Genomic DNA, 22246 nt, shown 5'->3' on the forward strand with positions numbered 1-22246 from the left:
CGGTCCAGTGGACCGGGGTCTTGTTCCCGAGCGGACGACGAGGCTCGAACTCGCGACCTCAACCTTGGCAAGGTTGCGCTCTACCAACTGAGCTACGTCCGCGTTGCGCCGTGGCGCGAGAGCAACTATACCCAACCTCGCGCGCGTGTGAGACGCACTGCCGCGTGACGGTTCTCGGCACCGAGTTCCGTGGCCGCCGAGGAGGGGCGCTTCCGCGCGGTTCCCGGTGACGGCGCGGCCCGCCCGGCGATCTCCGCGACCGGCGTTCCGTCGGCGGCCGGCTCCAGCGCCTCGGTCTTCCGCGTGGTCGCCGGCGAGTCCCCGGCGGAGGTCGCGTCGGCGGCCAACTCCGGGTCCGCTTAGCGGTTTCCGGAGTGCGCGGTGCGGATGATCCCGGCGGGCCGCGGGGGTCTGACGGCCTCCGGGACGACCCCGCGACCGCCGGTCGCGAGCGCCTGTTCCGCACATCCGGGCCGCCCGTGGCCGATGACGATCAGCGTCTGACAGCCGGGCAGTTCGGCACGCGGGGATGTGGCGACCCTCACATCACCGGCGCCTCGGAGCCGCCCGCCGCCTCGGACGGCAACAGGCGTACCGGAGCACCCACGAATTCACTTCTTTCACAAGGGCCACGGACTCCGCCGGGTTCGGCGAACAACGAAAAGACCCCGGTCCAGTGGACCGGGGTCTTCTTCCCGAGCGGACGACGAGGCTCGAACTCGCGACCTCAACCTTGGCAAGGTTGCGCTCTACCAACTGAGCTACGTCCGCACTGCTCCCGATCGGCTCCCACCGATCGGTGCGAGCACCAGCCTACCTGATCCACCAGCGTGGTCGTGTCGGCGGTGCAGAGCGGGTGACAGGAATCGCACACTGCGCCTTCCCCCTGGAAGGGGGATGTTCTACTACTGAACTACACCCGCACGGTCCTCGGGATCCGGCCTGTCGGCCTCGCCCCTCGGCGTGCTCCAGACATTAGCTGATCAGCAGGGGGGTAGCGCAAGTCGAGTCCCCTGGAGGCCCCGTATGCCCCAAGTGCACGGTCCCCAGGGCCCCCTGACGGACCCTGGGGACTCGCCCCTTCGCGGGCTCACTGCGCGGCGCTGAACGCCTCGTAGACCTTCTTCGGGATGCGTCCACGGGCGGGGACGTCCATCTTGTTGGCCTGGGCCCAGGCGCGGACGGCCGCCGGGTCCGGGGCGACCTCCGTCTGCTTGTACGCCTTGCCGGACCGCGACCGCTTGCGGCCGGCCTCGACGTAGGGCGCGAGCGCCTTGCGCAGTTTCTCGGCGTTGCTTTCGTTCAGGTCGATCTCGTACGACTTGCCGTCGAGTCCGAAGGCGATCGTCTCCGCCGCTTCCGAGCCGTCGATGTCGTCAAAGAGAGTGACCACGACCTTTTGCGCCACGAATATCGGTCCCTTCGTGCGGCACGTCGTTACAGCTCAACGCCGACGACATGCCGAGTATCGGCTATTGCCAATTCATTTGTACAGTGCCCGGCAATGCAAAGTGAAGCCCGACTAAATCCGTCCGCGTGTCCGGGCGCAATAGGTGTGGGGGACGGACTGTGGAACTTTCCCAGAACTTTTCACGGGTGTGCGGCTTCGACACCCGATCGTGATGCGCCTCACGTACTTTCCTCCAACTCTACTCGCGTAGAAATTTTGTGCGGGTAGTCTGAAGGAACCTGCTCAGCACCACACACCGGGAGTGCCAGTGGCACGCGTCGTAGTCGACGTCATGCTCAAGCCGGAGATCCTCGACCCCCAGGGCCAGGCGGTCCAGCGTGCGCTGCCGCGCCTGGGTTTCGAAGGGATCTCGGACGTACGTCAGGGAAAGCGTTTCGAACTGGAAGTTGACGGGCCGGTCGACGAGGCCGCGCTCGCCCGCATCCGCGATCTTGCGGAATCCTTCCTCGCCAACACCGTGATCGAGGACTTCACGGTCCGGGTCGACGAAGTCGCGGAGGCGGCCAAGTGACCGCTCGTATTGGCGTCGTCACTTTCCCGGGAAGCCTGGACGACCGGGACACCCAGCGCGCGATCCGTATCGCCGGGGCGGAACCAGTCGCCCTCTGGCACAAGGACAAGGACCTCAAGCAGGTCGACGCCGTCGTGCTGTGCGGCGGTTTCTCCTACGGCGACTACCTCCGGGCCGGCGCCATCGCCCGCTTCTCGCCGGTGATGGAGCCGCTCGTCGAGCAGGCGAAGGCCGGGCTGCCGGTCCTCGGCATCTGCAACGGCTTCCAGATCCTCACCGAGGCCCACCTCCTCCCGGGCGCGATGCTCGGCAACGACCACCTCCACTTCATCTGCCGCGACCAGAAGCTGCGGGTGGAGAACGCGGAGACCTCCTGGACCGCCGACTACCGCGCCGGCCAGGAGATCCACATCCCGCTGAAGAACATGGACGGCCGGTACGTCGCCGACGAGTACACGCTCGACAAGCTGGAGGCGGAGGGCCGCGTCGCCTTCCGCTACCTGGACTTCAACCCGAACGGCTCGCTGCGGGACATCGCCGGCATCACCAACGAGGCCGGGAACGTCGTCGGCCTCATGCCGCACCCCGAGCACGCCGTCGAGCCGCTGATCGGTACCGGTCGTACCGACGGGCTCCCGTTCTTCACCTCGATCCTCAAGAAGCTGGTCAACGCATGAGCCGGACGCCTCTGGACACGGTCGAGCACGCGGCCGCGACCCCCGACGTCGAGCTGCCCTGGGCCGAACTCGGCCTGAAGAAGGACGAGTACGAGCGGGTGGTGGAGATCCTCGGCCGCCGCCCCACCGGCGCCGAGCTCGCCATGTACTCGGTCATGTGGTCCGAGCACTGCTCGTACAAGTCCTCCAAGGTCCACCTGCGCCAGTTCGGCGAGAAGGCGCCGCAGAGCGACGCGCTGCTCGTCGGCATCGGCGAGAACGCCGGGGTGGTGGACGTCGGCCAGGGCTACGCCGTCACCTTCAAGGTCGAGTCGCACAACCACCCGTCGTACGTCGAGCCCTACCAGGGCGCGGCCACGGGTGTCGGCGGCATCGTCCGCGACATCATCGCGATGGGCGCCCGCCCGGTGGCGGTCGTGGACCCGCTCCGCTTCGGCGCGGCGGACCACCCCGACACCAAGCGCGTCCTGCCCGGCGTGGTCGCGGGCATCGGCGGCTACGGCAACTGCCTGGGCCTGCCCAACATCGGCGGCGAGGTCGTCTTCGACGCCTGCTACCAGGGCAACCCGCTGGTCAACGCCGGTGCCATCGGTGTGATGCGGCACGAGGACATCCACCTCGCGAAGGCTTCCGGCGCGGGCAACAAGGTCATCCTGTACGGCGCCCGGACCGGCGGCGACGGCATCGGCGGCGCGTCGATCCTGGCCTCCGAGACCTTCGACGACGCCAAGCCGTCGAAGCGGCCCGCCGTGCAGGTCGGCGACCCCTTCCAGGAGAAGCTGCTCATCGAGTGCACCCTGGAGGCGTTCCAGGAGAAGCTGGTCGTCGGCATCCAGGACCTCGGCGCGGCCGGTCTGTCCTGCGCCACCTCCGAGCTCGCCTCCAACGGCTCCGGCGGCATGCGCGTCACCCTGGACGACGTCCCGCTGCGCGACTCCACGCTCTCGCCCGAGGAGATCCTCATGAGCGAGTCGCAGGAGCGCATGTGCGCCGTCGTGGAGCCGGACAAGGTCGACCGCTTCCTGGAGATCTGCGAGAAGTGGGACGTCATCGCCACCGTCATCGGTGAGGTCACCGACGGCGACCGGCTGGAGATCTTCTGGCACGGCGAGAAGATCGTCGACGTCAACCCGCGCACGGTCGCGCACGAGGGCCCGGTCTACGAGCGCCCCTACGCGCGCCCCGAGTGGCAGGACGCCCTCCAGGCCGACGACGCGAACAAGCTGCCCCGCCCCGAGACGGGCGAGGAGCTGAAGGCCCAGGTCCTGAAGCTGGTCGGTTCGCCGAACCAGGCATCCAAGAAGTGGATCACCTCGCAGTACGACCACTTCGTGCAGGGCAACACCGTCCTCGCCCAGCCGGAGGACTCCGGCATGATCCGCGTGGACGAGGAGACCGGTCTCGGCGTCGCCATCGCGACGGACGGCAACGGCCGCTACGCCAAGCTGGACCCGTACACGGGCGCCCAGCTCGCCCTGGCCGAGGCCTACCGGAACGTGGCGACCACCGGCGCCAAGCCGCTCGCGGTCTCGGACTGCCTGAACTTCGGCTCGCCCGAGGACCCGGCGGTCATGTGGCAGTTCGCGGAGGCCGTGCGCGGTCTCGCCGACGGCTGCCAGCAGCTCGGCACCCCGGTGACCGGCGGCAACGTCTCGCTCTACAACCAGACCGGCGAGGCCGCCATCCACCCGACCCCGGTGGTGGCCGTGCTCGGCGTGATCGACGACGTCGCCCGCCGCACCCCGGTCGCCTTCCAGGAGGAGGGTCAGCTGATCTACCTCCTCGGCGACACCCGGGAGGAGTTCGGCGGCTCGGCCTGGTCCCAGGTGATCCACGACCACCTGGGCGGCCTGCCCCCGCAGGTGGACCTGGAGCGCGAGCGCCTGCTGGCCGAGATCCTGATCTCCGCCTCCCGCGACGGCATGATCGACTCCGCGCACGACCTGTCCGACGGCGGTCTGGTCCAGGCCGTGGTGGAGTCCGCGCTGCTCGGCGGCAAGGGCGCGCGTCTGGTCGTACCCGACGGCCTGGACGCCTTCACCTTCCTGTTCTCCGAGTCGGCCGGCCGCGCGATCGTCGCCGTGCCGCGCTCGGAGGAGGTCCGCTTCAACGACATGTGCGGTGCGCGCGGTCTGCCGGCCACCCGGATCGGTGTCGTCGACGGCGACACGGTCGAGGTGCAGGGCGAGTTCACCCTCTCCCTCGCCGAGCTGCGCGAGGCCCACGAGGGCACGATCCCGGCGCTGCTGGCGTAAGCGCCCGGGGCCCACGGCCCGTACGGCACGCCGAAGCCCCCGCCCGGACCCATGTTCCGGGCGGGGGCTTCCCGGCTCACCGCAGCGATGTCGGAGATCCGGCACGGCCGACGCCGACTCCGCCGACCGGATCATGCACAGCAGCCCCGTGACCGAGGGCCCGGCAGGCGCGCGGTGGAGGTTCGGGAAGCGTCTTCGGCCGCAGGCGTAACCCCGTGCGGCCCGGGTAAGAAGGGGCTTGCCAACCCGGACGTGCGCGCGGGGTGGCGGGGGAATCGGCGACATCCGTGAGTGAGCCCGGGGGAGCGGCCGGATGGAGATCAGGTTCGAGGCGGCCGGAGCCGCCCGCGAGGAAGAACTGCTGTCCCTGTACGACTGGCTGGCGGCCGACCGCGCCCTGCGCGGCCAGGTCCGGGTGACCCGGGTCGCCGAACCCGGCGCGGGCACCGGGCGGATGGGCCCGGGGGTCGACCTGGTCCTCGCGGTGCTGTCCGCCGCCAGCGGCCTGGGGCAGCTCCAACTGTCGTACCTGGCCTGGCGGCAGAGTTTCAGGCCCCAGGCCCGTATCACCATCGACGTCACCGGAGCCGACCCGGACCGGGTGGCCGAGCTGCTGCGCGGCTTCGGGCAGGACGGCGACGACGCGGACGGGGAGCCGCGGTGACCGACGCCAAGGACCCCGGGACGGTCGAGAGTTTCGGCCGGATCGACCCGGAGCGCTCCGCCTGTGTCCTGATCGGCGTGGACGACTACGCGCACCTGGACCCGCTGCGCAGTGTCAGGCTCAACCTCACGGAACTTCGGGCCGTGCTCACGGACCCGGACATCTGGGGCATCCCCGACGACGGCCGGCGGATCCGAACGGTGTCCAACCCGACCTCACCGGCCGAGCTGGTCCGCCCGATCCGGGAGGCCGCCGCGCTCGCCGAGGACACCCTGATCGTCTACTACGCCGGTCACGGCCTCAGGGACCGCCACGAGCAGCAGCTGCTGCTCACCCTGCCCGACTCGGTTGAGGACCAGCCGGACACCTGTGTCCGCTCCGGCGACGTCCGCCGCGCCATCCGCGACACGGGCTCCGCGCTGCGCCGGGTCCTGATCCTGGACTGCTGCTACAGCGGGCAGGTGCTGACCGAGATGACGGACGGCCACCGGCACGTCGTGGAGATGGCCGTGTCGACGCTGAAGGACGTCGAGGGCTCCTACGTCATGACGTCCGGGCCGCGCGACCGGCCCTCGCACGCCCCCGACCCCAAGCGCTGCACCCTGTTCACCGGCGCCCTGGTCGACGTCATGCGCGAGGGGTTACCGGACGGACCGGAGCTGCTGGGTCTGCACGACCTCTTCCTGGAGGTCAAGAAGCGCATCCTCACCCTCAAGCCCGAGGTGCCGCAGGAACCACAGGACCAGGACAGCAACGGCGTCGGCGCCCTCGGTTTCGTCCGCAACGCCGCCGTCCGGTCCCGCTGGTCCCCTCCTGTCCGGCAGCCCCCTCCCACCCGCTGGCAGCGCGTCCGCACCCCGGTCCTGTCGCTGACGGCGGGCGTCCTGGGCCTCGCCCTCGGGCTGGGCGCCCCGCCGCTCGTCGACTGGTGGCACGACACCCACCCGGCAGCCGCCGCCGGTCCCTGCGCGGTCCCCTCGCCCTCCGATCCGGCGGCACCCCGCGCGGTGCTCCTCGACCACTCCGACGCCCTGGACAAGAAGAACGTCTACTACGAGAAGATCGCGGGCCTGTCCGCCCTGGCCCTGGTCTCGCAGGGCAAGGACGTCAGGGCGCTGGCCCTCGCCGACAACTCCCCGGGCCGGGTCTGGCCGCTCACCCTCGGATCCCCCTTCGAACTGGACCCCGTCCCCGGCACGTCGGTGCCGCTCCGCCGCGCCGACGGCACGAAGTTCCCGATCGAAGGCGACTGGTACGACGGCGAGGGCATGGTCGTCGAGAAGGGCGGCAGGACCATGCTGATCGCCTCCGAGACCGACCCGGCCATCCGCCGCTTCGATGTCGCCACCGGCCGGCAGATCGGCAAGGACTTCCCCATCCCGAAGGACCTGCGCTTCTGGCCCCAGGGCTCCGCGCAGACCGGCCGCAGCATCGAGTCACTGGCCGTCTCCCCGGACGGCCGCCATCTCTACGCCGGCTGGGAGGCACCCCTGGCGAAGGACGGCGACCAGCGCGGCCGGGGCATCATCCGCATCCAGCGCTACACCGGAAAGGCCGGTGGCGCCTACGCGCCCGACGGGCAGTACGCCTTCATGGCCGATGACGGCATGTACCTGTCCGAGCTGAACGCCATCGACGACAACGGCAACCTGCTCGCACTGGAACGCCAGTACACCGCGGGACTGGGCTCGGAGATCCGGATCGTCCAGCTCTCCCTCGCCCACGCCCAGAACGTCACGGAACTGACCTCCCTGTGGCACCAGCCGCCGAAGATCTTCGCCGCCGACGAGCTGGTCGTCGACCTGGCCACCTGCCCCGTGGGCGGCCGGGGCCAGGTCGCCGCCCCGGCCTCGTCCGTCCAGCACCCGCTCCTCGACAACGTCGAGGGCATGGCCCTCGGCACCCCCTGGACGTCCGGCCGCTACAAAGGCTGGCGCCCGCTGTACCTGGTCTCCGACGACAACGACAGCGACGACCAGATCACCCGTCTGTACGCGTTCGCGGTGAAGCTGCGCCCGTGAATAGGGTCACCGCCATGCCCACGGCCAAGAAACGCACCAGGACCTACGACCCCGTCAAGACCCGTACGGCGGTCCTCGCCCAGTTCACGAGCGTGCGGGACGCCGTCCGCACCCTCACTCCCGAGCAACTCGCCCTGCCGACCCGGCTCGGCGCCTGGACCGTACGGGACCTGATCGCGCACATCGGCATGGCGGTCACCGCCGTCGAGCGGGCCCTGGAGCGGCCCGCCCCGCCCCGGCAGACCGTCACCGTGGCCGAGTGGCCGTTCTCCACCGGGTCGCACGCCGCCGCCATCGCCGACTTCACCCGGGACCTGGCCACCGCCCACCCGGACCTCGGTACCTACCTCGACGACGTCGACCGGAAGCTGCGCGCCCTGCTGGACGAGCACCCCGGCGGCCGGCTGCTGGAGACCGGCGCGGGTGCCCTGCCGCTGGGCGACTACCTCGTCACCCGCGCCCTCGAACTCGTCGTCCACACCGACGACCTGAACGCCGCCGTCCCCGGCCTTCAGGTGCCGTACGACCGGCAGGCCCTGGCCGCCACCACCCGGCTGCTCGCCGACGCCCTCGCCGTGAAGGCGCCCGGCGGCTCCACCGAGGTGCGGGTGCCGCCGTACGCGGTCGTGCAGTGCGTCGAGGGCCCCCGGCACACCCGGGGCACCCCGCCCAACGTCGTGGAGACCGACCCGCTGACCTGGATCCGGCTCGCCACCGGCCGTACGGCCTGGGCGGACGCGCTGGCCGCCGCCAAGGTCAGCGCGAGCGGGGAGCGGGCGGACATCGGGGGGCTGCTGCCGGTCATGGCGTAGCGGAACCCGGGCCCGCCCGCGTACGTCGAATCACCATGAACCGGTACAAGCAACGTGTGACCCTGGCGGTGGCCGCCGTGCTCCTCCCGTTCACGGTGGCCTGTGGCGGCGAGAAGGCGGACAGTGGAGCGGTGAGCGTGCAGCAGCCGGTGACCGGGATCGACTGGCGGGTCGACGGCATCACCGTCGGCGCCGCCACCCGGCACGCGCCCGCCACCGCCCGCCTCCGCATCGACGAGGACGGCAAGGCGGCCGGCAACCTGGGCTGCAACCAGTTCAGCGCCCGCGCCACCGTGAACGGGGACCGCATCACCATCGGTGACCTGCGCACGACCAGGATGGCCTGCGGCGAGGAGCGCATGGCCTTCGAGCGCGCCCTCGCGCGCATCCTCACCACCGGCACGCTCACCGCCAGGGCCGACGCCGGGAAGGCGACGCTCACCGATGGCGACGGCGACCGCGTCCACCTCAGCCGGAGCACCCCCGGATGATGTGCGACACCTCACTCACGAATGCGGCGAAGACGCCCGTGACCGGCCCCGTACGGCCCGTCCGGAGCCCCCGTCGGCCGCTGGGATATCGCTCTGACCAGGCAAAACGCGGAATCACCCAAGGTGATCCAAACCGTCCGTCCCGTTAGGGGCGCGTATCCCCAATTCGGACCAGTGGTCGACCTCGCCTACACTCGGTTGCGTGCCACGTGGTGACGGTCGACTCAATCACGATCTGCTTCCCGGCGAGAAGGGCCCCCAGGACGCTTGCGGCGTCTTCGGCGTCTGGGCTCCGGGTGAAGAGGTCGCAAAGCTCACGTACTTCGGGCTCTACGCCCTCCAGCACCGGGGTCAGGAATCCGCGGGAATCGCGGTCAGCAACGGCTCCCAGATCCTCGTCTTCAAGGACATGGGCCTGGTTTCCCAGGTCTTCGACGAGACCTCGCTCGGTTCGCTCCAGGGTCACATCGCGGTCGGACACGCCCGCTACTCGACCACCGGAGCCTCCGTGTGGGAGAACGCCCAGCCGACGTTCCGTGCCACCGCGCACGGCTCGATCGCGCTCGGCCACAACGGCAACCTGGTCAACACGGCGCAGCTCGCCGAGATGGTCGCCGACCTCCCGAACGACAACAACAGCCGCTCCACCCGGGTCGCGGCGACCAACGACACCGACCTGCTGACGGCCCTGCTGGCCGCCCAGGTCGACGAGGACGGCAAGCCGCTGACCATCGAGGAGGCCGCGCACGCGGTGCTCCCGAAGGTCAAGGGCGCGTTCTCCCTCGTCTTCATGGACGAGCACACCCTCTACGCCGCCCGTGACCCGCAGGGCATCCGCCCGCTGGTCCTCGGCCGGCTGGAGCGCGGCTGGGTGGTCGCCTCCGAGACCGCCGCGCTGGACATCACCGGCGCGAGCTTCGTCCGCGAGATCGAGCCGGGCGAGTTCGTCGCCATCGACGAGAACGGCCTGCGCAGCTCCCGGTTCGCGGAAGCGAAGCCCAAGGGCTGTGTCTTCGAGTACGTCTACCTGGCCCGCCCGGACACCGACATCGCCGGCCGGAACGTCTACCTCTCCCGTGTGGAGATGGGCCGCCGGCTGGCCAAGGAAGCCCCCGTAGAGGCCGATCTGGTCATAGCGACCCCGGAGTCGGGCACGCCGGCCGCCATCGGTTACGCGGAGGCCTCGGGCATCCCCTTCGGCGCGGGTCTGGTGAAGAACGCCTACGTCGGGCGTACGTTCATCCAGCCCTCGCAGACCATCCGCCAGCTGGGCATCCGGCTGAAGCTGAACCCGCTGAAGGAAGTCATCAAGGGCAAGCGCCTGGTCGTCGTCGACGACTCGATCGTGCGCGGCAACACCCAGCGGGCCCTGGTCCGCATGCTCCGCGAGGCCGGCGCCGCCGAGGTCCACATCCGGATCTCCTCGCCGCCCGTGAAGTGGCCCTGCTTCTTCGGCATCGACTTCGCCACCCGCGCGGAGCTCATCGCCAACGGCATGTCGATCGAGGAGATCGGCACCAGCCTCGGCGCCGACTCGCTCGCCTACATCTCCATCGACGGCATGATCGAGGCGACCACCATCGCCAAGCCGAACCTGTGCCGCGCCTGCTTCGACGGCGAGTACCCGATGGAGCTGCCGGACCCGGAGCTGCTCGGCAAGCAGCTGCTGGAGACCGAGCTGGCGGCCGGTCCGGCCGCGACCGCGGCGACCGACGCGATCCGCCGCCCGTAAGTTCTGCCGTACGACACGAAAGTTCTCACCCCATGTCTGAGACGACTGGTGCCAGCTACGCAGCCGCGGGCGTCGACATCGAAGCGGGAGACCGCGCCGTAGAGCTCATGAAGGAGTGGGTGAAGAAGACCCAGCGCCCCGAGGTGCTGGGCGGCCTCGGCGGCTTCGCCGGGCTCTTCGACGCCTCCGCCCTCAAGCGCTACGAGCGCCCGCTGCTCGCCTCCGCCACGGACGGCGTCGGCACGAAGGTCGACATCGCGCGCCGGATGGGTGTCTACGACACCATCGGCCACGACCTGGTCGCCATGGTCATGGACGACATCGTGGTGTGCGGTGCCGAGCCGCTGTTCATGACCGACTACATCTGTGTCGGCAAGGTGCACCCCGAGCGTGTCGCGGCCATCGTGAAGGGCATCGCGGAGGGCTGTGTGCTGGCCGGATGCGCCCTGGTGGGCGGTGAGACGGCCGAACACCCCGGTCTGCTGGGCGAGGACGACTTCGACGTCGCCGGCGCCGGTACGGGCGTCGTGGAGGCCGACCGGCTGCTCGGCGCGGATCGCATCCGCACGGGTGACACCGTGATCGCCATGGCGTCCTCCGGGCTTCACTCGAACGGGTACTCCCTGGTCCGCCACGTGCTGCTGAACACGGCGGGCCTGGCCCTGGAGTCGGAGGTGGCCGAGCTGGGCCGCACCCTCGGCGAGGAGCTGCTGGAGCCCACGAAGATCTACTCGCTGGACTGCCTGGCACTGACCCGCACGGCCGAGGTGCACGCCTTCAGCCACATCACCGGTGGCGGGCTCGCCGCGAACCTGGCCCGGGTGATCCCGGACGGGCTGCACGCCGTGGTCGACCGCTCCACCTGGACCCCGGGCGCGATCTTCGACCTGGTCGGGACGACCGGGAACGTGGAGCGCCTGGAGCTGGAGAAGACCCTCAACATGGGCGTCGGCATGATGGCGATCGTCCCGGAGGAGTCCGCGGAGGTCGCCCTCGCGACGCTGGCCGACCGGGGTGTCGACGCCTGGGTCGCCGGTGAGATCACCGAGCGGGGCGACAAGACCACCGGCGCGGAGCTGGTGGGGGACTACGCGGTCTGACCTGGCGGACAGCACAGAAGCCGGTCGGTGGCTGTGCCACCGACCGGACTCATGCTCAGTGCAAGGTCAAGCGCCTCGACGGTGCTGTGCGGGACCCTCGTCCTCGTCCTCGTCGTCCTCATAGAGGTCGGCGTAGCGGGAGTACAGGTCGTCGTCGTCATGCTCATCGTCCGTGAAGCGGTCGCCGTTCGGCGACTGGTTCGACGTCGATGCGCCCAGCTCCTCGGCCAGGCGTGAGAGGTCCGTCCCGCCGCTGTTGTACTTCAGCTGGCGGGCGACCTTCGTCTGCTTGGCCTTGGCCCGGCCGCGCCCCATGGCTCGACCCCCTCAACGACGGGGCTCGACGGCCCCAGAGTCTGACACGCGTTCATGATCTGGAACGGACTCTCCATGGAGAGGCCGGTCCGTAGGGCTTCCACGGTACCTGAGCCCGCGCCCATACGGTACGTCGCCCGCAGCACGCGCGTGTGCCCAGGACCTTCGAGGCGCCCTGTCCTCGCTGGTCAGTGGCGATTTTAACCACTTATCGGGGAACGACCCGCCGGTGGAAGTGAGAGTTCTCTCCAAGTTCCCGCCGACGGGTACCGCTCATGTGTGCGATCGGCTCAGTGCGCGGCGCGGGTCGCGCGGGCGTCGGCCATCCGCTGCTCGGCGATCCGGTCGGCCGCGGCGGCCGGCGGAATCCCGTCCTCCTTCGCACGTGCGAATATGGCCAACGTGGTGTCGAAGATCTTCGCCGCCTTCGCCCTGCACCGGTCGAAGTCGAACCCGTGCAGCTCGTCGGCCACCTGGATCACCCCGCCGGCGTTCACCACGTAGTCCGGCGCGTAGAGGATCCCGCGGTCGGCGAGGTCCTTCTCCACACCCGGGTGAGCCAGCTGGTTGTTGGCCGCACCGCAGACCACCCGGGCGGTGAGCACCGGGACGCTGTCGTCGTTCAGGGCGCCGCCGAGGGCGCAGGGCGCGTAGATGTCGAGCCCCTCGACCCGGATCAGCTCCTCGGTGGTGGCGACGGCCGTGACCCCCGCCGGGTACTGCTCCAGGATCCGCTGGACGGCGTCGGCGCGCACGTCCGTGATCACGATCTGAGCGCCCTCGTCCCGCAGGTGCTTCACCAGATGGCGGCCGACCTTGCCGACGCCGGCGACGCCGACCGTGCGACCGCGCAGCGAGGGGTCGCCCCACAGGTGCTGGGCGGAGGCGCGCATGCCCTGGTAGACGCCGAAGGCGGTGAGCACGGAGGAGTCGCCGGCGCCGCCGTTCTCGGGGGAGCGGCCGGTGGTCCAGCGGCACTCGCGGGCCACCACGTCCATGTCGGCGACGTACGTGCCGACGTCGCACGCGGTGACGTAGCGACCGCCGAGGGAGGCGACCATGCGGCCGTAGGCGAGGAGCAGCTCCTCGGTCTTGGCGCGCTCCGGGTCGCCGATGATCACGGCCTTGCCGCCGCCGTGGTCCAGCCCGGCCATGGCGTTCTTGTAGGACATGCCGCGCGCGAGAGCGAGGGCGTCGGCGACGGCCTCCGCCTCGGTCGCGTACGGGTAGAAGCGCGTGCCGCCGAGGGCGGGGCCCAGGGCGGTGGAGTGGATGGCGATCACGGCCTTGAGGCCGCTGGCGCGGTCCTGGCAGAGCACAACCTGCTCATGGCCGCCCTGGTCCGCGTGGAACAGGGTGTGCAGGACATCAGCAGGCGCGCCGGTTACGTCGGTCACTGTGGTGACTCCTGTGTACTAGCGGCGAGTGGGGTGCGGTCCCCGTACGGGTGGCGGGGAACCGTGGCATGAGCGTAGAGCCTCGGTTCACTCACCATCCGCGCAGTGTTCAGGATCACTCTCCGGAGCCCGCTGTGCACGGATGCGCGTGGCACGATTTGCAGTGGTTTCGAGCCGGGTCCGGTGGGGAGGGAGCAGGCGTGCCGAAGGTGTCCTCCGTGGTCGTCCCCTATGCCGCGTACCTGCGCGTGTACGAGCCGCTGGGCGCCTTCCCGGAGCCGGAGCGCGGTCACTGGGCGCGCTACGCCCGCCGCTCCGACCGCCCCTCGTACCAGGACGAGCTGCGCCGCTCCCTGGCCGGGCTGCTGCCCGTCCCGCCGATCGCGGTGCCGGTGCACGAGAGCAGCGACGCGTTCGTGCTGGAGGTCGACGGGGTGGTCTGCGTGTGCCCCTGGCGGACCCGGCTGCGCGGCTGGCAGGCCCTTCAGGAGCTGGCCGAGGAGCTGCCCCCGCCGGTGCTGGACGCGGTGCTGCCGCCGGTGGTGCGCCGGCAGGCCGCCCAGGACTACGAGCGCTGGCTCGCCCGCAACCCCGATGCCCGCCCGTGGATCCGCACGGCGACCTGGCAGGTGCCGCTGAACTGGTTCGTGCTGGTCTCGGACGAGGAGCGGCGGTACGACAAGGGGACCGCGGAGGTGCCCCCGGTGCTGCGCTACCGCACGCCGATGGTGCAGGCCCGGCGTCGGGTGGCGAGGGCGCTGCGCACGCTGAAGGACACCGTCGAGGAGGGTCCGCTGATCGACGGTCTGGTGGACGTCGGCCGCTGGCTGGAGGAGTTCCACCCGCGCTCGCTGGTGGAGCTGGACTACGGCGGCCTGGTGCACGTGCTGCCGGCCGGCGAGCTGGAGGGCGACCACTCGGCGGCGGACGTGGCGGCCGGGATCGAGGCGCTGCGCCGGGGTGACGGGGCGGCAGCCGGGGAGGCGTACGGGCGGCTGGTGGACCGGTGGCGGGCGGTACGGGACCGGCGTTCCGCGAACTGAGTGACCTGCGTCACGGTCAAATCGGTGAGGGAGGACGTACGTTCTACTCGCCTAGACCACCTGACGGGGCGTCGGTTCCGGTCCGGACGTATGTCTCAAGGGTGATGGACGGCACTTACCCGGCTCTTGCGCCTCTTGGCACCCCTCGTGCCAAAATAGGACAAGGAGTCCGGGGAGGACTCCATCCGTCCACCTGTGCTCCATGTTGGGCGGATTTCTCAGCATTGCACGCTTTGGGGGGTCTGGTGACTCCTGATCGTCCTGTGACTGATCGTCACAGTGGCGTGACTGTCCGCTATGGCATGGTCCATCGGCTTCCGTCGCTGATGAACACCTGGGAGGGCAATTCCATCGGTTTGGCCGACGCGGCTGGACAGATGGTGTAGTTGTAGTGCCGAGGACAAGCCGTTCGTCCTATAACCGACTCGACTCGCGTCCGCCATTTCGGGCAACGCGGGTCAAGGTGCAGAATTTAGAGGAAAGAACCGAGAAGGTTCGGTTCTCCCGAGGAGGCCGCTCATGACCGCTCGCACCCCTGATGCCGAGCCGCTGCTGACCCCGGCTGAGGTCGCCACCATGTTCCGCGTCGACCCCAAGACGGTCACGCGGTGGGCGAAGGCCGGCAAGCTCACGTCCATCCGTACGCTCGGCGGGCACCGCCGCTACCGCGAGGCCGAGGTCCGCGCACTGCTCGCGGGCATTCCGCAGCAGCGCAGCGAGGCCTGAACAACTCCATAACCGGGCAAGACGGTCGGTTCCCCCAACTGACCGAGGCGCCCGAAACCCTAGCTCCAAGCGACGCGGGACCTGCCCCAACAGGCCCCTCGCCCAAGCCGAAGAGAACGTTGTAGGCAAGCGACACAGGGTGCGTCGTAGATCGCGCTGGACTCCGCCGGGTCCAGCGCGATCTTTTTGTGCGCAGGTCGGGACCGTGGGCGGCTCTTGTGAGCGTCCTTGTCGGAGTCTGGGGAGGGCTGTCGGAACGGCTGTGCGCGGCCCCGGGGAGCGGTGCAATTGCACATATTAAATTGACCCGTTGTATGACGGGGGTAAGTACCGCTGTTTCAAAAACTCATGCGGTGACTCCCGTCACATGCCCGGACGCTTGTTGCCTGCGGCTCGTATGCGTTAGAGGAGGGCGTCCGGACGAGGCGCGTGCCCCAGAGTCCCACGCCTGTACGGAGGTTGGGGCCGGCGGAGGTCAGGTGCGACGCGTGGCCTCGCCGTCCTCGGGAGCCTCCTGCTCGGCCTCCTGGGCCTGCGGGGCGGCATCCATCGCCAGCCGCAGGAGGCGGTGGCAGATGGGGCAGTGGCGGGTGAGGTGCCGGTAGGAGGAGGCGGCCGACAGATGCGCCCTCAGGAGCGCCCGCGTCTCGTGCCTGACCGACGCCGCCATACGCCACCTCCGGGGGCCGCACAGAGGGAACGAGCCCTGCTCCCTGAGTACCGAGGGAATGTGACGCCGTCAAGACGGCGCGGGCTCTGCGAGCTTCCCCCTCCAGCGCCGGGCGGGCTGGTTCCCACCGGCCGGCGACATGACGGAGGCCCGCTGTCCTGCGGGGACGCGGGCCTGGGCTTCCGGGATGCGGCTGAGGCCTCTTGCGGCCCTGGCGGGGATACGACTGAGGCCCGCACCCCTCGCGGGATGCGGGCCTCAGCTTCTGTGCGGTCCTGACGGGATTTGCTGTGTCGGATTGCGGCTCCGCCGCGGGCGCGGCCTCTGTCGCGGTCTGACGGGGATACGACTGAGGCCCGCACCCCTCGCGGGATACGGGCCTCAGCCTCTATGCGGTCCTGACGGGATTTGAACCCGCGGCCTCCACCTTGACAGGGTGGCGAGCACTCCAAACTGCTCCACAGGACCAGGTTTCGCGGCGCTTTTTCCTGCGTTGCGCTGCGAGAAGAGACTGTACAGGAGGGTGAGGGTCCTGGTCGAACTCACCCTCCGTACGGGAGCGGTTACGGGGCGGCCGCGTCGATCGCCTTGACGATCCGCTTGTCGGAGACGGGGTACGCCGTGCCCAGCGCGTGGGCGAAGTAGCTCACCCGCAGCTCCTCCAGCATCCAGCGGATCTCCAGGACGGCGGACGGCACCGGGCGGCCCTTGGGGAGCTGTTCCAGGAGCCAGGCGTACTCGTCCTGCATCTCGTGGACCTTCTCCATGCGGGTCGTGTCCCGCTGGGCGTTCGTCGGCATCTGCTGGAGGCGCCGGTCCGCGGCCACCAGGTAGCGCATCAGGTCCGGCAGGCGCCGTATGCCCGCCCAGGTGACGAAACCGGGCTTCACGAGGGCGTCCAGCTGCTTGCGGACGTCCGTCAGGTTCGCGAGCAGCGCGGGGCTGCCGACGGCCTTCAGACGGCGCTCACAGGCCTGCCAGGCGGCGAGGACCTGCTGCACCTGGGCGACCGTGCGGACCGTGGTGTCCACGATCTCCGCGCGCACCCTGTCGTACAGCTTCCGGTACGACTCCTCGTCCCACGCCGGCCCCCCGAAGTCCCCGATCAGCTTGTCCGCCGCGGCCATCGCGCAGTCGTCGAACAGGGCCTGGATCGATCCGTGGGGGTTGGCCGAGAGGGCGAGTTTCTGGGCGTTCGTCAGCTTCTCGGACGCGAACTTCGCCGGATTCACCGGGATGTTGCGCAGGATGAGGCGGCGGGTGCCCTTCCACATGGCCTCCGCCTGCTCCGCCTCCGTGTCGAAGAGGCGGACGGAGACCGTGTCGCCGTCGTCCACCAGCGCCGGGTACGCCTTGACCGGCTGGCCGGCCCGGCGTGTCTCGAAGACGCGGGTGAGGGTGCCGATCGTCCAGTCCGTCAGGCCCTTGCGCTCCAGCGACTCCCCGCCCTCGCGGGAGGCGGTCGCCGCCGCGGCCTGCGACAGGGCCTTGCGTGCCTTCGGCTTGAGCTGGAGCTTCAGCGTCTCCAGGTCCTTGTCCTCGGCCAGCTTCCGGCGCCGCTCGTCGACGATCCGGAAGGTGATCTTGAGGTGGTCGGGGACCTTGGCCCAGTCGAAGTCCTCCGCCTCGAACGGAACGCCGACCATCCGCTTCAGCTCGCGCGCCATCGAGACGGTCAGCGGCTCCTGGAGCGGCACCGCCTTCTCCAGGAACGCCTTCGCGTAGTTCGGCGCCGGTACGTAGTTGCGGCGGATCGGCTTCGGCAGGGAGCGGATCAGCTCCGTCACCACCTCCTCGCGCAGGCCCGGGATCTGCCAGTCGAAGCCCTCGTCCGTGACCTGGTTGAGCACCTGGAGCGGGATGTGGACCGTCACACCGTCGGCGTCCGCACCCGGCTCGAACTGGTACGTCACCCGGAACTTGAGCTGCCCCTGCCGCCAGGTGTCGGGATAGTCGGCCTTGGTGACCGCCTCCGCGGACTCCCGGATGAGCATCTCCCGCTCGAAGTCCAGGAAGTCCGGCTGCTCGTGCCGCTTCCGCTTCCACCAGGAGTCGAAGTGGGCGCCGGAGACGACGTGTTCGGGCACCCGCTGGTCGTAGAAGTCGAAGAGCGTGTCGTCGTCGACCACGATGTCCCGGCGCCGGGCGCGGTGCTCCAGCTCCTCGACCTCGCTGAGCAGCTTGCGGTTGTCGGCGAAGAACTTGTGGTGCGTGCGCCAGTCGCCCTCCACGAGCGCGTTGCGGATGAACAGCTCGCGGGAGACCTCCGGGTCGATCCGGCCGTAGTTCACCTTCCGCTGGGCGACGATCGGGACGCCGTACAGCGTGACCTTCTCGTACGCCATCACGGCCGCCTGGTCCTTCTCCCAGTGCGGTTCGCTGTACGTCCGCTTGAGCAGGTGCCCGGCGAGCGGTTCGACCCATTCCGGCTCGATCTTGGCGTTGACCCGCGCCCAGAGGCGGCTCGTCTCCACCAGCTCGGCCGACATCACGAACTTCGGCTGCTTCCTGAACAGCGCCGAGCCGGGGAAGATCGCGAACTTGGCGTTGCGGGCGCCCAGGTACTCGTTCTTGTTGCCGTCCTTCACGTCCTTCATCCCGACGTGGGAGAGGAGGCCGGCGAGGAGGGAGACATGGACGCGGTCGGCGGGGGCGTCGTCCTCGTTGAGATGGATGCCCATCTGCTTGGCGACCGTGCGCAGCTGGGTGTAGATGTCCTGCCATTCGCGAATGCGCAGGAAGTTCAGGTACTCCTGCTTGCACATCCGGCGGAAGGACGACGAGCCGCGCTCGCGCTGCTGCTCGCGGACGTAGCGCCACAGGTTCAGATAGGCGAGGAAGTCGCTGGTCTCGTCCTTGAAGCGGGCGTGCTGCTGGTCGGCCTGGGCCTGCTTCTCGGCCGGGCGCTCGCGCGGGTCCTGGATGGACAGCGCGGCGGCGATGACCATGACCTCGCGGACGCAGCCGTTCTTGTCGGCCTCCAGGACCATCCGGGCCAGGCGGGGGTCGACGGGGAGCTGCGCCAGCTTCCGGCCGGTGTCCGTGAGCCGCTTGCGGGGGTCCTTCTGGGCCGGGTCCAGCGCGCCCAGCTCCTGGAGGAGCTGCACGCCGTCGCGGATGTTGCGGTGGTCCGGCGGGTCGATGAAGGGGAACTTCTCGATGTCGCCGAGGCCGGCCGCGGTCATCTGGAGGATGACGGAGGCCAGGTTCGTCCGCAGGATCTCCGCGTCCGTGAACTCCGGGCGGGTGAGGAAGTCGTCCTCGGAGTACAGGCGGATGCAGATGCCGTCGGACGTACGGCCGCAGCGGCCCTTGCGCTGGTTGGCGCTGGCCTGGCTGACCGGCTCGATGGGCAGCCGCTGGACCTTGGTGCGGTGGCTGTAGCGGCTGATCCGGGCGAAGCCGGGGTCGATGACGTACTTGATGCCCGGCACGGTCAGGGACGTCTCGGCGACGTTGGTGGCCAGCACGATCCTGCGCCCGGTGTGCGGCTGGAAGACCCGGTGCTGCTCGGCGTGCGAGAGCCGGGCGTAGAGGGGGAGCACCTCGGTGAAGCGGTACTTCTTCTTCTCCAGCGCGTCCGCGGTGTCCCGGATCTCCCGCTCGCCGGAGAGGAAGACGAGGATGTCGCCCGGTCCCTCGGCCTGGAGTTCCTCCACGGCGTCGCAGATGGCGGTGATCTGGTCGCGGTCGGCGTCGTCCGATTCCTCTTCGAGGAGCGGCCGGTAGCGCACCTCGACGGGATACGTCCGCCCGCTGACCTCGATGATCGGGGCGTCGCCGAAGTGCCGGGAGAAGCGCTCCGGGTCGATGGTCGCCGAGGTGATGACGACCTTCAGGTCGGGCCGCTTCGGCAGCAGCTGGGCGAGGTAGCCCAGCAGGAAGTCGATGTTGAGGGACCGCTCGTGGGCCTCGTCGATGATGATCGTGTCGTAGGCGCGCAGCTCGCGGTCGGTCTGGATCTCGGCGAGCAGGATGCCGTCCGTCATCAGCTTGATGAAGGTGGCGTCCGGGTTCACCTGGTCGGTGAACCGCACCTTCCAGCCGACGGACTCGCCGAGGGGCGTCCTCAGCTCCTCCGCGACCCGCTCGGCGACGGTCCGGGCGGCGATCCTGCGGGGCTGGGTGTGCCCGATCATGCCGCGCACGCCCCGGCCCAGCTCCAGGCAGATCTTCGGGATCTGGGTGGTCTTCCCGGAACCGGTCTCACCGGCCACGATGACGACCTGGTGATCGCGGATGGCGGCCGCGATCTCGTCCTTCTTCTGGCTGACCGGCAGCTGCTCGGGGTAGGTGACGGCCGGCACGCGCGAGCGCCGCTCGGCCATCCGGGCCTCGGCCTTGCCGATCTCGCCGTCGATCTCGGCGAGGACGGTGGCACGGGCCTCCGGCTTACGGATCTTGCGTGCGCCCTCCAGCCGCCGCCCGAGCCGGTGCGCGTCGCGCAGCGACAGCTCGGTCAGACGGGGTGCGAGGGTGCCGAGGGCGGGGGCGGGATGCGTAGACATACGCGATCCAGGATCTCACCTGGGGCGAAAAACAAGCGAACGATTTGACCGGGGCGCGATGTCACGGCATGACCTAGCGTGGTCGATATGCCTGATTCCCCTCATGGAGACCACGGCCGCCCCCCGACCCGCGCGGAGCGCTGGGCGGCGTTCAAGGCATCCCCCTTCCTCCCCGCCACGGTCCTGCTCCTGATCATCGCCGCCGCGGCCGGGTTCTTCGCTGGGTCCTACACGTACGCCATGGCGAACCCGACCCCGCACAGCATCCCCACGGCGGTGACCGGCGGCTACGACCAGCCCGCGGCCCGGCGGTTCGTCGACGGCATGGAGAAGGCGCTCGGCGCGTCCTTGAAGCTGCGGCCGTACGCCAACCGGGAGGACGCGGTACGGGCGGTGGACCAGCAGAAGGTCTTCGCGGTGGTCGACGCGCCCGCCGGCGGCCGGACGATCACCCTCGACGTGTCGGGGGCGTCCGGTGCGACGGTGGCGCAGGTGCTGGGGGAGGCGGCGTTGAAGGTCGGCAAGGCCACGGGCACCACCGTGGTGCTCCACGACCTGAAGCCGTTGCAGAGGGGCGACCCGAGGGGCCTGGCCATCTTCTACATCTCCCTGGCCGCCGTGATCATCGGATTCGTCGGCGCCATCCAGCTCAGCGTGCACGCGTCGGCGCTGAACCCGCTGGAGCGGATCTGCTTCACCGTGGCCTACGCCCTGCTCGGCGGGTTCGCGATCGCCGCGGTGGTGGACTGGCTGCTGGGGGCGCTGCGGCTGCCGTTCGTGGAGTCCTGGGCGATCCTCGCCTTCACCATGTTCACCTCGGGCATGGTGTTCACGATGTTCAACACCCTGTTCGGGCGCTGGGCCATGCTGCCGACGTGGGGGCTGATGGTGCTGCTGGGCAACCCGTCGTCCGGCGGTGCCGTCTCCTGGCCCCTGCTGCCGTCCGTGCTGGGGACGATCGGCCGCTGGCTGCCGCCCGGCGCCTCGGTGAACGCCCAGCACACGGCGGTGTACTTCCGCGGCAACCAGCACGTGTTCCCGTTCCTGGTGCTGGCGGGCTGGGCGGTCGTCTCCTGCGCGGTCTTCGCGATCTGGCGGCACCGCCATCCGGGCGGCAGACCGCACCGGCCGGCCCACGCGGCCTAGCTAGGGGGTGCGCTGGGCGGGCGGGGCCGGCGGGCTGGCCTCGGTGTGCCGGCGCGCCAGGCCGTCCCCGAGGGCGATCGACTTCGCGGTGTTGGAGACGGCCTTGATGCCCAGGTACGCGGTGGTCGTGCTGCTGACGGCGGTGAACGCGGCGGTGAGGATGCCGACGATCACCGCTTTGTCCCCGTCGAGCTGCCAGACACCGAAGACGGCGACCGCGGCGATCGCCAGATTGCTGACGACGACCGCGAGCAGCCCGTACCGGGCCCGGTCCTTCTCCAGCTCGGTGTCCTGCATGGCTCTGTCCTGGTCCCGGCCCATGTCTCCCCCGCTGAACTTGGTCCCCGATACAGAGAGCCCCTCTCCAGGGATCCTGGAGAGGGGCTCAAGCCCTGATGAGGGCGGTTGTGGCTGGGGCCGGGGTCGAACCGGCGACCTTCCGCTTTTCAGGCGGACGCTCGTACCAACTGAGCTACCCAGCCACGGTGTTTCACGTGAAACACCAGCGGTCCTGACGGGATTTGAACCCGCGGCCTCCACCTTGACAGGGTGGCGAGCACTCCAAACTGCTCCACAGGACCAAGCTGCTTGCGTGCAACAGTGTCGCACACGGTATTGCGTGCCCCCAACGGGATTCGAACCCGTGCTACCGCCTTGAAAGGGCGGCGTCCTAGGCCGCTAGACGATGAGGGCTATCGGCCCGCCTG

At 69.9% G+C, this 22246-nt stretch carries 18 protein-coding genes, 7 tRNA genes and 1 pseudogene; 12 read left to right on the forward strand and 14 right to left on the reverse strand.

Translation table 11 applies throughout. The features are described from left to right. Positions 1-29: 29 nt before the first annotated feature. The 5 genes and pseudogenes from AQJ11_RS18310 to AQJ11_RS18325 all read right to left on the reverse strand — a co-directional run bounded on the left by AQJ11_RS18310 (position 30) and on the right by AQJ11_RS18325 (position 1408). Positions 30-102 (reverse strand) — tRNA-Gly (locus AQJ11_RS18310). Positions 103-125: 23 nt separating this feature from the next. Beyond that, positions 126-557 (reverse strand): annotated as a pseudogene (locus AQJ11_RS51105) (DNA-binding response regulator); the annotation flags it as partial. 141 nt (positions 558-698) lie between these two features. Beyond that, positions 699-771, reverse strand: a tRNA-Gly gene (locus tag AQJ11_RS18315). A gap of 80 nt (positions 772-851) precedes the next feature. Then, positions 852-923 (reverse strand) — tRNA-Gly (locus AQJ11_RS18320). Between the two features lie 167 nt (positions 924-1090). Continuing rightward, a complete protein-coding gene (locus AQJ11_RS18325) occupies positions 1091-1408 on the reverse strand; it encodes a histone-like nucleoid-structuring protein Lsr2 (protein WP_014673610.1) in 318 nt (105 codons plus the stop codon). Between the two features lie 310 nt (positions 1409-1718). Between AQJ11_RS18325 and purS the strand changes: the two genes are divergently transcribed. The 9 genes from purS to purM all read left to right on the forward strand — a co-directional run bounded on the left by purS (position 1719) and on the right by purM (position 11734). Beyond that, positions 1719-1982 (forward strand): phosphoribosylformylglycinamidine synthase subunit PurS, encoded by a 264-nt coding sequence (purS, locus tag AQJ11_RS18330; RefSeq protein WP_014673609.1) that lies wholly within the window; start codon positions 1719-1721, stop codon positions 1980-1982. Then, positions 1979-2659, forward strand: a complete 681-nt coding sequence (gene purQ / locus AQJ11_RS18335; protein WP_014673608.1) for a phosphoribosylformylglycinamidine synthase subunit PurQ — start codon at positions 1979-1981, stop codon at positions 2657-2659. The genes purS and purQ overlap by 4 nt, the downstream gene beginning before the upstream one ends. Next, positions 2656-4914, forward strand: coding sequence for a phosphoribosylformylglycinamidine synthase subunit PurL (gene purL / locus AQJ11_RS18340; RefSeq protein ID WP_014673607.1), 2259 nt, complete (start codon positions 2656-2658; stop codon positions 4912-4914). Before purQ ends, purL begins: the two co-directional genes overlap by 4 nt. Before the next feature lie 313 nt (positions 4915-5227). Continuing rightward, positions 5228-5578, forward strand: coding sequence for an effector-associated constant component EACC1 (locus tag AQJ11_RS18345; protein ID WP_059263747.1), 351 nt, complete (start codon positions 5228-5230; stop codon positions 5576-5578). Then, positions 5575-7599, forward strand: coding sequence for a caspase, EACC1-associated type (locus AQJ11_RS18350; RefSeq protein ID WP_059263748.1), 2025 nt, complete (start codon positions 5575-5577; stop codon positions 7597-7599). Before AQJ11_RS18345 ends, AQJ11_RS18350 begins: the two co-directional genes overlap by 4 nt. A 14-nt stretch (positions 7600-7613) precedes the next feature. Then, the gene (locus AQJ11_RS18355; RefSeq protein ID WP_059263749.1) at positions 7614-8411 is read left to right on the forward strand and encodes a maleylpyruvate isomerase family mycothiol-dependent enzyme; all 798 of its coding nucleotides are present in this window, start codon (positions 7614-7616) and stop codon (positions 8409-8411) included. 35 nt (positions 8412-8446) lie between these two features. Then, entirely contained in the window at positions 8447-8902 is a 456-nt protein-coding gene (locus AQJ11_RS18360) for an META domain-containing protein (protein ID WP_059263750.1), read from the forward strand. Positions 8903-9104: 202 nt separating this feature from the next. Further along, complete coding sequence (purF, locus tag AQJ11_RS18365; RefSeq protein ID WP_014673602.1) at positions 9105-10634, forward strand: amidophosphoribosyltransferase; 1530 nt, start codon at positions 9105-9107, stop codon at positions 10632-10634. Positions 10635-10666: 32 nt separating this feature from the next. Beyond that, positions 10667-11734 (forward strand): phosphoribosylformylglycinamidine cyclo-ligase, encoded by a 1068-nt coding sequence (purM, locus tag AQJ11_RS18370; RefSeq protein WP_079082343.1) that lies wholly within the window; start codon positions 10667-10669, stop codon positions 11732-11734. Between the two features lie 66 nt (positions 11735-11800). Here purM and AQJ11_RS18375 read toward each other — a convergent pair whose 3' ends face one another. Together AQJ11_RS18375 and AQJ11_RS18380 are read right to left on the reverse strand one after the other, a co-directional pair. Beyond that, positions 11801-12049 carry a DUF3073 domain-containing protein gene (locus AQJ11_RS18375; protein ID WP_014673600.1) on the reverse strand — a complete coding sequence of 83 codons (249 nt, stop codon included), beginning with the start codon at positions 12047-12049 and terminating at the stop codon, positions 11801-11803. Positions 12050-12339: 290 nt separating this feature from the next. Further along, positions 12340-13446, reverse strand: a complete 1107-nt coding sequence (locus AQJ11_RS18380; RefSeq protein WP_059263751.1) for a Leu/Phe/Val dehydrogenase — start codon at positions 13444-13446, stop codon at positions 12340-12342. Between the two features lie 200 nt (positions 13447-13646). Here AQJ11_RS18380 and AQJ11_RS18385 point away from each other — a divergent pair, with 200 nt between their 5' ends. Next, positions 13647-14489 carry a DUF8083 family protein gene (locus AQJ11_RS18385; RefSeq protein WP_059263752.1) on the forward strand — a complete coding sequence of 281 codons (843 nt, stop codon included), beginning with the start codon at positions 13647-13649 and terminating at the stop codon, positions 14487-14489. 519 nt (positions 14490-15008) lie between these two features. Continuing rightward, positions 15009-15215 (forward strand): developmental transcriptional regulator BldC, encoded by a 207-nt coding sequence (gene bldC / locus AQJ11_RS18390; RefSeq protein WP_003949541.1) that lies wholly within the window; start codon positions 15009-15011, stop codon positions 15213-15215. 475 nt (positions 15216-15690) lie between these two features. Here bldC and AQJ11_RS18395 read toward each other — a convergent pair whose 3' ends face one another. The 3 genes from AQJ11_RS18395 to hrpA form a co-directional block, all read right to left on the reverse strand. Then, positions 15691-15885 carry a DUF6274 family protein gene (locus AQJ11_RS18395; protein ID WP_014673597.1) on the reverse strand — a complete coding sequence of 65 codons (195 nt, stop codon included), beginning with the start codon at positions 15883-15885 and terminating at the stop codon, positions 15691-15693. Positions 15886-16278: 393 nt separating this feature from the next. Next, positions 16279-16353 (reverse strand) — tRNA-Asp (locus AQJ11_RS18400). A 95-nt stretch (positions 16354-16448) separates the two neighbouring features. Then, positions 16449-20393: an ATP-dependent RNA helicase HrpA gene (gene hrpA / locus AQJ11_RS18405; RefSeq protein ID WP_059263753.1), complete on the reverse strand. Its 3945-nt coding sequence runs from the start codon at positions 20391-20393 to the stop codon at positions 16449-16451. 87 nt (positions 20394-20480) lie between these two features. Between hrpA and AQJ11_RS18410 the strand changes: the two genes are divergently transcribed. Beyond that, positions 20481-21539: an ABC-2 transporter permease gene (locus tag AQJ11_RS18410; protein WP_059263754.1), complete on the forward strand. Its 1059-nt coding sequence runs from the start codon at positions 20481-20483 to the stop codon at positions 21537-21539. On the opposite strand, the gene AQJ11_RS18415 is transcribed toward AQJ11_RS18410, so the two are convergent. The 4 genes from AQJ11_RS18415 to AQJ11_RS18430 form a co-directional block, all read right to left on the reverse strand. Further along, positions 21540-21836, reverse strand: a complete 297-nt coding sequence (locus AQJ11_RS18415) for a hypothetical protein (RefSeq protein ID WP_059263755.1) — start codon at positions 21834-21836, stop codon at positions 21540-21542. It lies immediately after the preceding gene. A 111-nt stretch (positions 21837-21947) separates the two neighbouring features. Beyond that, positions 21948-22021, reverse strand: a tRNA-Phe gene (locus tag AQJ11_RS18420). Positions 22022-22045: 24 nt separating this feature from the next. Next, positions 22046-22120, reverse strand: a tRNA-Asp gene (locus AQJ11_RS18425). A 39-nt stretch (positions 22121-22159) separates the two neighbouring features. After that, positions 22160-22232: transfer RNA gene (locus tag AQJ11_RS18430), tRNA-Glu, on the reverse strand. Positions 22233-22246 lie beyond the last annotated feature (14 nt).

Origin of the sequence: Streptomyces corchorusii (assembly GCF_001514055.1) — a bacterium.
Classification (GTDB): domain Bacteria; phylum Actinomycetota; class Actinomycetes; order Streptomycetales; family Streptomycetaceae; genus Streptomyces; species Streptomyces olivaceoviridis.